Raw genomic sequence first — 13,747 nt, 5'->3', positions numbered from 1 at the left:
AGGCCGAGTCGGGCGTCGGGCAGTTGCATGTCGTCTGCGCGACCGGACACGTTGACCGGTAGAGGCTACCCAGGCCACACTATGGATGTCTCACTGCGGCACACTGCCCCAGCGTGACACGACCCCGATCAGCCGGCGATCCCGTACGTGCGGAGTTTGCGGTACAGGCTCGATCGCGCCATACCGAGCTGTTCCGCTGCGGCGGAACGATTTCCGTCGTTGGCCCGCAGCGCCGAGACGATCAGGTCGCGTTCGGCCGATTCCACCGGGGTCAGGGTCCGCTGCGCGAAGCTCTGGCAGTAGCCGGGCAGATCACTCGCCTGGATCTCGCCGACCGGGCGTCGGCGGAGCGCGTGAACGAGGGCTTCGTGCAACTGGGACACGTTGCGCGGCCACGAATACCGGTTGATGACCCGACGCGCCTCCGGGCTGATCCGCACCTTGCGCTCGGGGGCGAGTAATCGCAGCAGCGACGCCGTCACCTGATCGATGTCGTCGGTGCGAAAGCGCAGCGGCGGGATGTTGACCGAGGCACCGAAGTGTCCGAGCATCTGCCGGAAGGGCAGGTCGGAGTCGAGGGCCGAGTCCGAGAGCGTCGCGATGTACCAGACCGGCCCGTCGACGCCGTCGAGCGTGGTGAGAAACCGCTCGGCCTGCTCGGCGGCATCGGTGGTGCATTGGTCGATGTTGCGCAGGATGTAGAGCGTCGGCGCCGAACCCGGATTGATGAGCTTCTCCACTTCCGCCGAATCATAGTGCGCGGCAAATTCTTCGGCGTCGACACTGATGCTGCGGGCGTCGTCGAACAGCGCGTGGAACAGCTCGGTGACCAGGGTGAACTTTCCGGCGCCGGTCTCGCCGACGACGATCGTGGGAGTGTGCTCGGCCAGTGCGGTACGCAATTCCCGGCACGCGCTCAGCCAGGCGGGGGAACGTCCGGAGACGATGGTCTCGCGCGGGCGCGACAGGTCGTCGATGATCGACGACGTCGCCTGTGTGGTCACGCCGATCTCGGGCAGGTGGTGATCGGCGAAGTCCACCGACATTCCGGCCCTGCGTCCGGCGACGATCTCGGCGATCACCACCATCCCGGCCACGTCGGCGCCGGTCATGATGCGGGTTCCGGTGATGTGCACGTGCCTGCCGTCGCCCAGCGGGACGGTGTCGCTGATCCGGTCCTTGCGGGTCATCAGGAACGCGGCGTGTTCACGCAGCACCTTCTGCTGGGCCGTGTCGAACCATGCCTGCGCGATGTCATTGGCCATGAATACCGACCCGCCGAACGCGAAGACGGCGTTCTTGGTGGTGCGCACGGATTCCCGCAGGTAGGTCGCGAAGATCGCCTGCTGCGCCTGGCTGCGATCGAGCAGCAGGTTCTGCGCGATGTCCTTGGCCGCACTCTTGACCAGCGCGTGCATGATCGGGCTCCACGTGTGGCTGAGCGTCGAGATGTCCAGTACACCTTCGATGCGCCGGGTCATCGGGTCGATGATCGGCGCACCGGTACAGGCGAACTGCTGCAGATGCTCGGTGAAATGTTCGGGCCCCACCACACTCACCGGCTGCCCGGCCTCGAACACGGTACCCACCCCGTTGGTGCCCATCGTCGATTCGGCGTAGGTGAATCCGGGCGCGAAGTCGACGCGTTCGAGCAGGCGCCCGACCGCCACCGAGGCGTCGACGCGCTGAACCACCCGGGCGTGGCTGTCGGTCAGCGCGATCACCAGTGGCATGTCCACGGTGTCGCTGGTGAGTTGTTCCAGTACCGGGCGGGCACATCTGACCAGCAACGACCCGGTGTCGATCCCGTCGGTGAAGGTGCTGTGCGCGGCGGCGACATCGACCCCGGCGGCATGACTGCGCTCCCACGACGCGACAACGATATCGCCCACGCCGGCCGCCCCCTGCGAGCCTGATTCCAGGAAATCGGCTCGTGCGGCGGCCACGCGCAGCAGTCGATTGTCGGTATTGGGCATGTTTGTCTTCCGCCTCTCGCCGTTCATTCGTCGACCTCGGCACAGACACGGGCGCGACGTGTACTCACACATAGTGAACGAGACATGGGTCACAATCCAAGGCCCTCGGTGTCTCATCGTGGGACACCTCGACGCCCCGGGACGGGAGTCAGTCTTATGAGGCGAATGTGGCGCAGGCCACTTGCGAACGCCCCGAAAGTCTCACGAATGGACCGGCATGGAAACCCTCATCAACATCGACAACGGTGGCACGCTCACCGATATCTGCGTGTGGGATGGCACCGAGCTCAGCTTCACCAAGACTCTGACCACCCCGCATGACCTGTCCGAATGCCTGTTCGCCGGCATCGAGAAGGCCTCGGCGAAGCTCTACGGCGACGCCGACCTGACCCGCCTGCTGCATCAGGCCCAGCACATCCGCTACTCCACGACCCAGGGCACCAACGCCCTGGTGGAGCGCAAGGGACCGATGATCGGTGTGGTCACCACCATCGCCGACCTCGCCGATCGGATGGTGACCACACCCGCCGCGGAGAAGCTGCGCAACGGTGTCATCGGTGACCGCTTCCTGGTCGTCGACCCCAACTCCGCCGACCTGGAATTCGACGCGGTACAGCTGGTCAACCGGCTCACCACGCTCGGCGCCGCTCGTGTGGTCATCGTCGGGTCCGACCCCGACCAGGAGCACACCCTGCGTCACATCCTGCTGCGCAAATTTCCGCGCCACCTGCTCGGTTCGGTCCCGCTCATCTACAGCTGGGAACTCGCCGGCGATCGCGACGCCGCCCGCCGCACCTGGTCGTGCGTGATCAACGCCTTCCTGCACCCCACGATGGAACGCTTCCTCTACGGCGCCGAGCGGCGTCTCAAGGAGTACAAGGTCGCCAACCCGCTGCTGGTCTACCGCAACGACGGCGCGTCCTCGCGCGTGGCCAAGTCGATCGCGCTCAAGACCTACTCCTCGGGCCCGCGCGGCGGACTGGAGGGCACCGCAGCCCTGGCCAAGGTGTACGGCCTGCGCCACGCGCTCATGATGGACATCGGCGGCACCACCACCGATGTCGGCGTCGTCGGCGACAACCAGGTCCTGGTCCGTGAGCGCGGCGCCATCGAAGGCGTCGACATCTCCTACGCCATGAGCGATGTCGGGTCGACCGGTGTCGGCGGCTCGTCGGTGATCGAGGTCGTCGACGGCCGGATCACCGTCGGTCCCCAATCCGTCGGCGCCGCACCCGGGCCCGCCTGCTTCGGGTTCGGCGGCAAGCAGGCCACCATCACCGACGTCAACCTGCTGCTCGGCGTGCTCGACCCCGACACCTACCTCGACGGCACCTTCACCCTCGACCCCGAGCGCTCTCGTGCCGTCATCACCGAGACCGTCGCCCGACCGCTCGGCGTCAGCCTCGAAGAGGCTCTCGTGCGGATGGAGAACGCGTACTTCACCGCGCTGGCCGGCGCCTTCGAACGCTGGGTCGAACCCGACACCACGCTGCTCGCCTTCGGCGGCGCCGGACCCATGAGCGCGGCGGGCGCGGCCCGGCTCGCCGGAGTCCGGCGCGTCCTGATCCCCCGCACCGCGGCGGTGTTCTCCGCCTTCGGTATCGCGTTCTCCGACATCGGCAAAACCTACGAGGTCATCCTCAACGAGGCGACCCCGGCGGCCGCGACGCAGGCGTACGCCGGCCTCGCCGCCCGCGCCGAACGCGACATGTTCCAGGAGGGATACGCGCTCACCGACTGCGACACCGACTGGCAGCTCGTCCTGGAGAACCTCGACGACGGATCAGCAAGCCGGATCCCCTACACCGACGGCGACGAGGTCGAGTACCCCGGACACGCGCTGTCGCTGGAACTGACTGTCACCGCCCGTCTGCCGCACCCCGAGCTCGACGCCGACCGTGCGGTCACCGTGGCCGCGGCCCCGTCGTCGGGCACCCGCGCGGTGCGTTCGTCGGCCGAGCGGGTCGACGAGGTCGCCGTCCACGTCCTCGACGACCTGAGCCCCGGCCACGTCGGTGAGGGCCCGGCGATCATCGAGGGCCCGTTCTTCACCGCGCGCGTGCTGCCCGGCTGGTACTTCCAGGTCACCGCCGCCGGCGACCTGCTCCTGTCCGACCACCACTGACGCGGCCCACCCACCCATCCGAAAGGAGGGCTCTCATGCGAGTGCCCATGACCGAATACCTGTCGATCGACCTCGAGACCGAACGCTGGCTGTGCCGCGTGTGCACCCACGACATGGGCTCGGCGCACGGCAACTACAAGCCCGGAACCCTCGCCTACGACCGTGATCCGCGCGAGATCCACCAGCCGATCATCGATCCCGAACGGTACGAGTACACCTTCAGTCCCGACCCGGGATACTGCCGCATCGTCGAGTACTACTGCCCCGGCTGCGCGACGCAGATCGAGGTCGAATACCTGCCGCCGGGCCACCCGCCGGCCATCGACATGATCATCGACATCCCCGCGCTGCGCGCGCAGTGGGAAGAGCGTGGCGTCGACGCCGAGGAGGTCCACAACTACGGGCCCGGCGAGGACGCGCAGAAGTACACCGCAGAACTCAAAGCCGCAGGCCACATTCGATGATCCGGTCCGCCGCGACCGCATTCCCCCAGGAGCCAATTCATGAAACGCATCTCCGTTGACATCGGTGGTACCTTCACCGACTGCTTTTTCGTCTGGGACGACATCTACGTCGACGCCAAGGCGCTGACCACCCACCACAATCTCGCGCTCGGATTCAACGAGGCACTCGATCTCGCCTGCAAGCGGGCCGGACTCGACCGCTCGACCGTCCTCTCCGAGGTCGACTCGGTCCGCTATGCCACCACCCTGGGCACCAACGCGCTCATCGAGCGCAACGGCCCCAAGGTGGCGGCCATCGTGACGCACGGCTTCGAGGACACCATCCCGCTCTCGCGTGGCCGCGGCTACGGCGAGGGCCTGGACTACTCGATGCAGCAGAACCTGCCGGCCGCCGAACGTCCCGAGCCGCTGGTCGCACGCTCGCTCATCCGATCGGTCAAGGAACGCATCAACTCGGCCGGAAAGATCGTCGCCCGAATCGATCCCGACGATGTCCGCAAGGTCGTGCGCGAACTGGTCGACGCCGGCGCCGAGGCCATCGTGGTGTCGTTGACCAACGCGACCGAGAACCCCGAACACGAGCTGGCGATCCAGGAGATCATCCTCGACGAGTTCCCGCCGCACGAGCTCGGCGCCATCCCGGTCCTGCTGGGACACCAGGTCTCCGGCCGCAAGGGCGAGTATGTGCGAGCCACCTCCACCATCGTCGACGGATATCTGCACTCGATCATGTTCCACGCGCTGTCGCAGCTGTCGAACAACCTGCGCGACTTCGGCTATGACCGACCGATGCTGGTGATCCACAACTCCGGCGGCATGGCGCAGATGAACTCGACGGACGCGCTGCAAACCATCCACTCCGGACCCATTGCCGGTGTCGGTGCCGCCGAACACCTTTCGAACGAGACCGGGGTCGGCAACCTGATCTCCACCGACATGGGCGGCACGTCCTTCGACATCGGCCTGGTGCCCGAGGGCGGTGTGAAACACTATGACTTCCTGCCCACCATCGATCGCTGGCTGGTGTCGGTGCCGATGGTTCACCTCGACACCCTCGGAGCCGGTGGCGGTTCGATCGCCGGCTACGATCGCATCCACAACTCGGTGAAGATCGGTCCGCAGTCGGCGGGCTCCAATCCGGGTCCGGCCTGCTACGACCGGGGTGGTCTCAAGCCCACGGTCACCGACGCCGACCTGGTACTCGGATACTTCGATCCCGACAACTACGCCAACGGGTACATCAAGCTCAACCCGAAGCGCGCCAGGTTCGCCATCGAGGAAAACCTGTGCGATCACCTCGACATGGACGTCATCGAGGTCGCCCGGGTCATCAAGGACGGCGTCGACGAGCAGATGGCGATCGGCATCGGCAAGGAACTGCGCGTGCGCGGCTACCTGCCCGAGGACTTCACCATGCTCGCCTACGGCGGCAACGGCCCGCTGCACGCCTGCGGCATCGCCCGCCACGCCGGAATCAAACGCGTTCTGGCACCGCCATTCTCATCGGTGTTCTCGGCCTGCGGCGCGGGCAACATGCGGCAGTTGCATTTCCACGAGCGCGGCGTACACGTCACCCTGTACAACGCCACCACCCGCGCCCTGTACGACGACTACGCGGAGATCAACGCGGTGATCGAGGACCTGGAGGCCAAGGGGCGCGAGGACCTGGTCCGGCAGGGGTTCGCCGGCGACGACGTCAAGTTCCGGCTGGAACTCGACATGCGTTACGGCAACCAGCTTCTCACCCAGGCCGTCGCGCTCGAGGACCTGACCCGGGTGTCGGGCGTCGGCGACGTACTGGACATCATCAAGACCTTCGGCGACGTGTACAGTCACCGATTCGGCGCCGCGTCGGCCGCGCCGGAGGCCGGGATCCGTTGCAACACCGTGCGCGTGGCCGCCTTCGTCGACGGCGACGTGGTCAACTTCGACGCGCTGGAAAGCGGCGGGGAACGTACCGTGCCGGATCCGGTGGGCCATCGCAAGGCGTACTTCATCGGCCACGACAAGGCCATCGACACCCCCGTCTACAACGACGCGGCCCTCACCGCCGATCGGGTCATTCCCGGCCCGGCCATCGTGACCACCGAGACCACCACATTCCTCGTCGAGCCCACGTGGCGTCTGGAACCGACCAAGCAGGGCGCGGTCTGGTTCCTCCAGGACTGACCCGCCCACCAACGAAGGACACACAATGACCGCAATCAACGAACGTCCCGTCACTCCCCTCACTCCCGAAGAGCAGGAGTGGGTGGACAAGTTCATGGACGAGACCACCCTGTTCCTGGGGCCCGACCCCGACATCATGCGCGATCACAGCATCTCCGCGCGCACCGACCACGAAGAGATCGCCATCGCCGCGGGCATCGACCGGCTCGAGGTCGAGCGCATCCGCAAGCGCATCGCCGGCGCACTCGACGAGGGCTACGAGATGTGCGAGGCGCAGGGCGCGGCACCCGGCGCCAAGTGGGGCGACCTCACGACCGCCATCTACACCGCCGCCGGTGACGTCTCCTACCTGTCCTGCCACGGCGTCATCGCCTTCAGCGCGATCCTGCACCACCCGATCCGCTACATCATGAAGTACTGGAAGGACGAGCCGACCGTCGGCGTACACCCCGGTGACGGCTTCATCCACAACGATGCCCGATACGGCAACGTGCACAACACCGATCAGTCGATGATCATGCCGATCATCCGTGACGACCAGATCATCGCCTGGGTGGCCGCGACCATCCACGAGGGCGAGAACGGCGCCTGTGAGCCGGGCGGCATGCCGTCGGGCTCGGAGACCCCGTTCGATGACGGCCTGCGGATGAGCCCGTTCAAGATCGTCGAACGCGGCCACCTGCGCCGGGATCTGCTGACCTTCCTTCAGCATTCGGTGCGCGATCCCAAACTGCAGCTCGCCGACCTCAAGGTGAAGATCACCGCTGTCCGCAAGATCATGGAGCGCGTCGACAAGGTGATCGACGAGGTGGGGGTGGACACGTTCGTGGCCGCGCTGCGCACCACGGTGGAGGACGTCGACGCCGAGGTGCGCCGGCGGATCGCCGAACTGCCCGACGGCACCTACCGTTTCGATCAGTTCATGGACAGCACGCTCAAGGAGAACATCCTCATCAAGATCGCGTGCGAGGTCACCATCAAGGGTGATCACATGACCGTGGATCTTCGTGGCACCGGACCCGAGATCCGCAACCGCGCGATCAACTCACCCTTGTGTTCGGTGAAATCGATGATGATGCAGGCGATCCTGGCATTCTGGTGGCCGGATCTGCCGCGGTGCACGGCCGCGATGAGCTGCATCGAGATCATCTCCGACGAGGGCACCTGGGCCGACGCCTCCTACGACGCCCCGATGGGACAGTCGCTGCAGGCCTCTTTCCGCGGGTTCTCGATGATGCAGGCGCTCTACAGCCGCATCTCGTTCTCGACGCCGAACAAGTACAGCAATGTCGTCGCCAACTGGTTCAACCAGATCAACACGTTCCTGTGGGGCGGCATCACCCAGCACGGCGACATGGTGGGCAACCTCTGCGCCGACCTCAACGGGATGCCCGGTGGCGCAAAGCCGTTCCGCGACGGCGAGGACGCCGTGTCCCCGCTGTTCTGCGCGATGGCCGACACCGCCGAGCAGGAGGTGATGGAGGAAGAGGTCCCGTTCATGCAGCTGGTGGCCAAGCGACTGGTCCGTGACAACATGGGCTTCGGAAAGTTCAACGGCGGCATGGGCTACGAGATGATCGTCGCGGCCGAGGGCACCCCGGAGTGGGGATTCATGACGGTCACCTCGGGCGCCAAGTTCTCCTCCATCTACGGGATGTACGGCGGCTACGGCTGCGGCACCTACCCACTGGCGATGGTCAAGGGCACCAACGTCTACGAGCACTTCCGCCGCGACAACAAGACGTTCGACCTGTCGATCGAGAAGATCATGAACGAGCAGCCCTTCGCCGACGGTCAGTACTCGACCTATCACATGGGACTGCAGTTCGACCGGGCCAAGGACGGCGAGCTGTACATGATCAGCCAGGGCGCCGGCGGCGGCTATGGTGATCCGCTGGAGCGAGCACCCGAGTCGGTTGTCGCCGACGCCGAACTCGGCCGCATCAGCCGCAAGGTCGCCGAGGACATCTTCGCGGTGCACTACGACCCGGCGACCTTCCGCCTCGACATCGCGGCGACCGACAAGGCCCGCGCCGCCGCACGCAAGGCGCGCCTCAAGCGCGGCAAGCCCTTCGCCGAGTTCTGCGCCGGGTTCGTCACGCCCGAACCCCCGAAGGACCTTCTCTACTACGGCTCCTGGGGATCGGACACCGACGAACTGACCGCGACGGTGTTCGGGATCGACGGACCGGAGCGGGTGACCGCGCCGCTGGCCGAACTGCCGATCATCAACATCCCCGACCGTCGTGAGGTCAAGATCTCGAAACTCGAGAAGCGCATCGCCGAGCTTGAAGCCAAGCACGGCGAGAAGGTCAGCAGACTCCGCTGACTCAGCGTGTACCCGGGGATGCCACCGCGTCCCCGGGTACACGTCCACCCGAATTCCCGCCGGCACCCGATTTCTCCGGCCCCCGATTTCGCCAGCCAAGGACACCCCCATGAGCCTCATCTCGCTCGCCGCCGCACCCCCGAGCGGACGCAGCCGCCCCCTCATCATCGACGACACCGATTACGCGACCACGGTGATCGGCCAGGGATCCTCGCCGCCGTGGACCGACATCGCGTCCCTGGCAGGATATTTCGGCCAGGTTCAGGCGCTGCTCAACGCCGACGCCACGTGGGTCGACGTCCAGCGCTGGCAACGCGCCCAACTGGATTCGCGACCGGACATCGTCACCGACATGGGTGCCCGAAGCCGCGCGGGCTACGCGCTGCGCACCCTGCTCGGCGACCCGGAACTGGTGCAACAGTTGGTCAAGGCCGTCGCCACGGTCGCCGACACGACCCGCCGGCGCCTGATCCTGCGGGTGCCCTCACCGGGAACCTGGCTGGCCTGGGCACACGAGGTCGCGGGTACGCCGATCGAGGAGATCGACGCCGACAACGCGGACGGGGCCTCGATGTATGTCGCCGAATGGCTCGGCCAGCTCGGGACGCTGCCGGTGGCCGCGGTCGTCCTGGACGCCGTAGAGACACCGGACGGCCTGACCGAGGCGCTCGCCGAATACACCTCGATCACCAACGTGGCCCAACACTTCGGCTGGTCGGTCGTGATGCGCTACACCGACCGGGTCGACACCGGCACCGACACCACCATCGGCATTCTGCCGGCCGAATTCTGGTCCGGCGGTTCGGCGGTCCCCGAAACCGACATCGTGCTGACCAGAATTCCCGCGCAGGCGAACCCCGAGGTCGTGCTCGACAAGCTCAAGCATCTGGCGTGAAGGAAGAACATATGGACAAGGAAGTATCGAGCGCCGCCGCCGCAGTGCGGGTGGTCGAGGATTCGATGACCATCGCGACCGGCGGTTTCGGCGTGTGCGGCATCCCGACCGTGCTGCTGGCGGCCCTGGCCGGCCGGGGAAGCGGCGACCTCACGGTCATCTCCAACAACTGCGGCATCGCCGGGGTGGGCAACTCGCTGCTGCTGGAGAACCGGCAGATCCGCAAGCTCATCGCCTCATATGTCGGCGAGAACAAGGAACTCGAACGGCAGTACCTGGCCGGGGAGATCGAGATCGAACTGAACCCGCAGGGAACCCTCGCCGAGCGGCTGCGCGCCGGGGGCGCCGGGATAGCGGCGTTCTTCACCCAGAGCGGCGTCGGTACCGTCGTCGCCGAGGGCGGGCTGCCGATCAGGTACGCCGCCGACGGTTCAGTGGCCGTGGCCTCGGCGCCCAAACGCGTGGAGCGCTTCGACTGGCGCGGTACCGAACGGGACTTCGTCCTTGAGCACGCACTCTACCCGGACGTCGCACTCATCCGGGCCTGGAAGGGAGACCGGCACGGAAACCTGCTGTTCCGCAAGGCGGCCCGCAACTTCAACCCGATGTGCGCGATGGCGGCGAAGGTGACCATCGCCGAGGTCGAGGACGTGGTGGAGCCGGGTGTGCTCGACCCCGACGACATCCACCTTCCCGGCGTGTACGTCAATCAGATCCTGCCCTTGTCGGTCCACGACGTGGCGGGCAAGGGCATCGAACGCCGGACGGTGCGGACGCACGACGACTCGGCGATACGGGAAGGTGCCGCGTGATGGCCTGGACACGAGACGAGATGGCCGCGAGGGCTGCGGCCGAACTGCACGACGGCGACTACGTGAACCTCGGGATCGGTTTGCCCACAATGGTTCCCGGATTCGTCCCTGCGGATCTGCACATCGTCCTGCAGTCCGAGAACGGCATCCTGGGCCTCGGCCCGTATCCGTTTGACGGCGAAGAGGATCCGGATCTCATCAACGCCGGCAAAGAGACGGTGACGGTACTCGACGGCGCCAGCTTCTTCGACTCCGCGGCCAGCTTCGCGATGATCCGGTCCGGCCGCATCGACATCGCGATCCTCGGCGGCATGCAGGTCAGCGAACGGGGCGATCTCAGCAACTGGGTGGTGCCCGGCAAGCTCGTCAAGGGAATGGGCGGCGCGATGGACCTGGTCCACGGCGCGCGGAAGGTCATCGTCGTGATGGAGCACGTGGCCCGCGACGGGTCACCGAAACTGCTGCGGGAGAACACCTTGCCACTCACCGGCCGCAGGGTCGTGGACCGGATCATCACCGACCTCGGGGTACTCGATGTGACCGGGGACGGCTTGTCCCTGGTGGAACTGGCTCCCGGGGTGCAGCCCGCGGAAGTCCTCGAAAAGTCCGGCGCATCAGTGTCGGTGAACCTCACAACGAAGGGAAGACAATGAAGGCAATTAGGTGCTGGTGACGGGCGCCGACGGCTGATCGGCCTGTTGACGCACCCGCCGAAGACAGGTAAGGAGGTTAACGGGACCACAACATCGGGCACCGAGGGCATGTGGCATCCGGTTCGGGGCGTGTACCCGGCCGGGCGCCGATCCCCAAGACACCGAGGACTTTCAATGCCACGAGGACTTTCAATGCCACGAGGACTTTCGACGCCGCAAGATCTTTCAAAGCCGCGAGATCTTTCGATATCGCGGGTATGTACCGCCGTGGCAACGTTCCTCACCGCCGGAGCGGTGGCTGCCGTCCCGTCCGTCGCGGCGGCAGCACCGGCGGCCACCGTATCGAGCGGGCTGAGTTTCCATCTCCCGGCCACCGGCGGCCTGGAGATTCCGCCGGCCGATGTCCCGGGCGGGTCGTTCCGGCAGATCACCGTCACGGCCTCGCAGAGTCCCCGCACCCTGCAGTTCCCGCCGCCCCCGGCGGCGGTCACCTTCACCGTCCGCAACGTCGCACCGCATTACCCGCTGTACGAATACCGCTATCTGCGGGTCGGCTGGCGCAACCTCGCCTCCGGGAAGACCGGAACCGTCGACCTGCGGCATTGGCGCACACGTCCGAGCAGTACCGGCTATCCGGCATCGTTGCAGACCGAGGCGAGCGTGACCACCGGCGGCGGGCCGGTCGTGGCGACGATCTCGGTGCTGCGGGAGCAGTACCAGAGCCCGCCGACGGTCATCAGTGTCATCCCCGGAGTCATCGCCCTCGACGTGGCGAGGTGAGCGGGTGGGCCCGCGCCGCGTTCGCCACTGCCGCGTCTGATCCTCTATTCGACAATCGGCCGACGAACGTCGGCATCTGCGTTACGTTTCGCTGATGAGCATGCTCGCCGTCGCCGCGGACGCGCCGACACAGATCAGTGCGCCGACACAGATCAGTTCCGCGGGAAACACCCAGCTGATTCTCGCGGCACTCGCCGGCATCGCGGCCGTCGTCGTGTTGATCACGGTCATCAGGCTCCATCCGTTCCTGTCGCTGCTCATCGCCTCGGGCACGGTCGCGCTGGTCGCCTGGATCCCCGGTGCCACCGCCGTGAAGAGTTTCACCACCGGCGCGATCTCCCCCAACGGCGGATTCTCCGGGACCGCCGGGTCGGTGGCGTTACTGGTCGCCCTGGGCGCGATGCTGGGGCAGATCCTGATCGAGTCCGGCGGCGCCCAACGGGTCGTCGACACCATCAGCAACAGACTGTCCGATGCCGCACTGCCCTGGGGGATGACGCTGATGGCGGCACTGATCGGTCTGCCGATGTTCTTCGAGATCGGCGTCGTGATCCTGGTGCCGATCGTGGTGATGGTGGCCCGCCGCTCCGGGCACCGGCTGATGCTCGTCGGGATCCCCGCCCTCGCCGGCCTGTCCGTGCTGCACGGTCTGGTGCCCCCGCACCCCGGCCCGGAGACGGCGATCGCGAGCCTGAGCGCCGACCACGGACGCACCCTGCTGTTCGGCATCATCGTGGCGATTCCCACCCTGATCATCTGCGGGCCGATCCTGGGCCGGTACCTCGACCGGCTCGTGCCGCTCAACGCGAACGCGACGGTCGGTGCCGTCGGGGAGGCCACCTCGCAGGAGGTGACCGGAGCGACAAGGCAACCCAGGTTTTCCCGCGCGGTGGCGATGCTGCTGCTGCCGGTCGCGCTGATGCTGCCCGACGCGATCATCAAACTGGTCATCACCGACGAGGACAACACGGCGCGCAAGATCTTCGACGTCATCGGCACGCCGTCGGTGGCGCTGCTGATCACGGTGTCGGTGGCCTACTTCGTGCTGGGACTCGGCAGCGGCATGAACCGTTCCCAGGCCAGCGATTCGCTCGGCCGGGGCCTGCCCGGCGTCGCCGGGATCATGTTGATCGTGTGTGCGGGCGGCGGTTTCAAACAGGTCCTGGTGGACGCGGGCGTCGGGAACGTCATCGCGGACTGGGCCGACGGGAAGAACATCTCGGTGTTGCTGCTCGGCTGGCTTGTCGCCGTCGGTATCCGGCTGGCCACCGGGTCGGCGACCGTCGCCACCGTCACCGCCGCGGGTATCGTCGCCGGGCTGGCCGCCGACCTGTCGGCCAATCACCTTGCGCTGCTGGTACTCGCGATAGGCTGCGGGTCGCTGTTCTTCTCGCACGTGAACGACGCGGGCTTCTGGCTGGTCAAGGAATACTTCGGGATGACGGTCGGCCAGACCATCAAAACCTGGTCGCTGATGGAGACGGCCATCTCGGTGGTCGGATTCATCTTCGTCTGGCTGCTGAGCCTGATCACCTGACAAAGAC

General features: G+C 66.5%; 10 protein-coding genes. 9 read left to right on the top strand and 1 reads right to left on the bottom strand.

What is annotated here, in order from left to right; genetic code table 11:
* Nucleotides 1-128 precede the first annotated feature (128 nt).
* The gene (locus GII31_RS02500) at nt 129-1,976 is read right to left on the bottom strand and encodes a sigma-54-dependent Fis family transcriptional regulator (protein WP_213246499.1); all 1,848 of its coding nucleotides are present in this window, start codon (nt 1,974-1,976) and stop codon (nt 129-131) included.
* Between the two features lie 217 nt (nt 1,977-2,193).
* On the opposite strand from GII31_RS02500, the gene GII31_RS02495 reads away from it, so the two are divergent.
* The 9 genes from GII31_RS02495 to GII31_RS02455 all read left to right on the top strand — a co-directional run bounded on the left by GII31_RS02495 (nt 2,194) and on the right by GII31_RS02455 (nt 13,740).
* Complete coding sequence (locus GII31_RS02495) at nt 2,194-4,101, top strand: hydantoinase/oxoprolinase family protein (protein WP_213246497.1); 1,908 nt, start codon at nt 2,194-2,196, stop codon at nt 4,099-4,101.
* A 35-nt stretch (nt 4,102-4,136) separates the two neighbouring features.
* Nucleotides 4,137-4,565, top strand: a complete 429-nt coding sequence (locus GII31_RS02490) for an acetone carboxylase subunit gamma (protein WP_213246495.1) — start codon at nt 4,137-4,139, stop codon at nt 4,563-4,565.
* 39 nt (nt 4,566-4,604) lie between these two features.
* Nucleotides 4,605-6,734 carry a hydantoinase/oxoprolinase family protein gene (locus GII31_RS02485; protein WP_260840260.1) on the top strand — a complete coding sequence of 710 codons (2,130 nt, stop codon included), beginning with the start codon at nt 4,605-4,607 and terminating at the stop codon, nt 6,732-6,734.
* Nucleotides 6,735-6,759: 25 nt separating this feature from the next.
* Nucleotides 6,760-9,063, top strand: coding sequence for a hydantoinase B/oxoprolinase family protein (locus tag GII31_RS02480; RefSeq protein WP_213246485.1), 2,304 nt, complete (start codon nt 6,760-6,762; stop codon nt 9,061-9,063).
* A gap of 109 nt (nt 9,064-9,172) precedes the next feature.
* Nucleotides 9,173-9,958 carry a hypothetical protein gene (locus GII31_RS02475; protein ID WP_213246483.1) on the top strand — a complete coding sequence of 262 codons (786 nt, stop codon included), beginning with the start codon at nt 9,173-9,175 and terminating at the stop codon, nt 9,956-9,958.
* 11 nt (nt 9,959-9,969) lie between these two features.
* A complete protein-coding gene (locus tag GII31_RS02470; RefSeq protein ID WP_213246481.1) occupies nt 9,970-10,770 on the top strand; it encodes a CoA transferase subunit A in 801 nt (266 codons plus the stop codon).
* On the top strand, nt 10,770-11,423 hold the full coding sequence (locus GII31_RS02465) for a 3-oxoacid CoA-transferase subunit B (RefSeq protein WP_260840259.1): 654 nt from the start codon (nt 10,770-10,772) through the stop codon (nt 11,421-11,423). Before GII31_RS02470 ends, GII31_RS02465 begins: the two co-directional genes overlap by 1 nt.
* Nucleotides 11,424-11,690: 267 nt before the next feature.
* Nucleotides 11,691-12,203, top strand: a complete 513-nt coding sequence (locus GII31_RS02460) for a hypothetical protein (RefSeq protein ID WP_246222071.1) — start codon at nt 11,691-11,693, stop codon at nt 12,201-12,203.
* Between the two features lie 94 nt (nt 12,204-12,297).
* On the top strand, nt 12,298-13,740 hold the full coding sequence (locus GII31_RS02455) for a GntT/GntP/DsdX family permease (protein WP_213246477.1): 1,443 nt from the start codon (nt 12,298-12,300) through the stop codon (nt 13,738-13,740).
* The last annotated feature ends 7 nt before the right edge of the window (nt 13,741-13,747 follow it).

Origin of the sequence: Gordonia pseudamarae, from assembly GCF_025273675.1 — a bacterium.
Lineage (GTDB): Bacteria > Actinomycetota > Actinomycetes > Mycobacteriales > Mycobacteriaceae > Gordonia > Gordonia pseudamarae.
The sequence above is the reverse complement of the archived record's forward strand: the minus strand, read 5'-3'. Positions and strand labels throughout refer to the sequence as shown.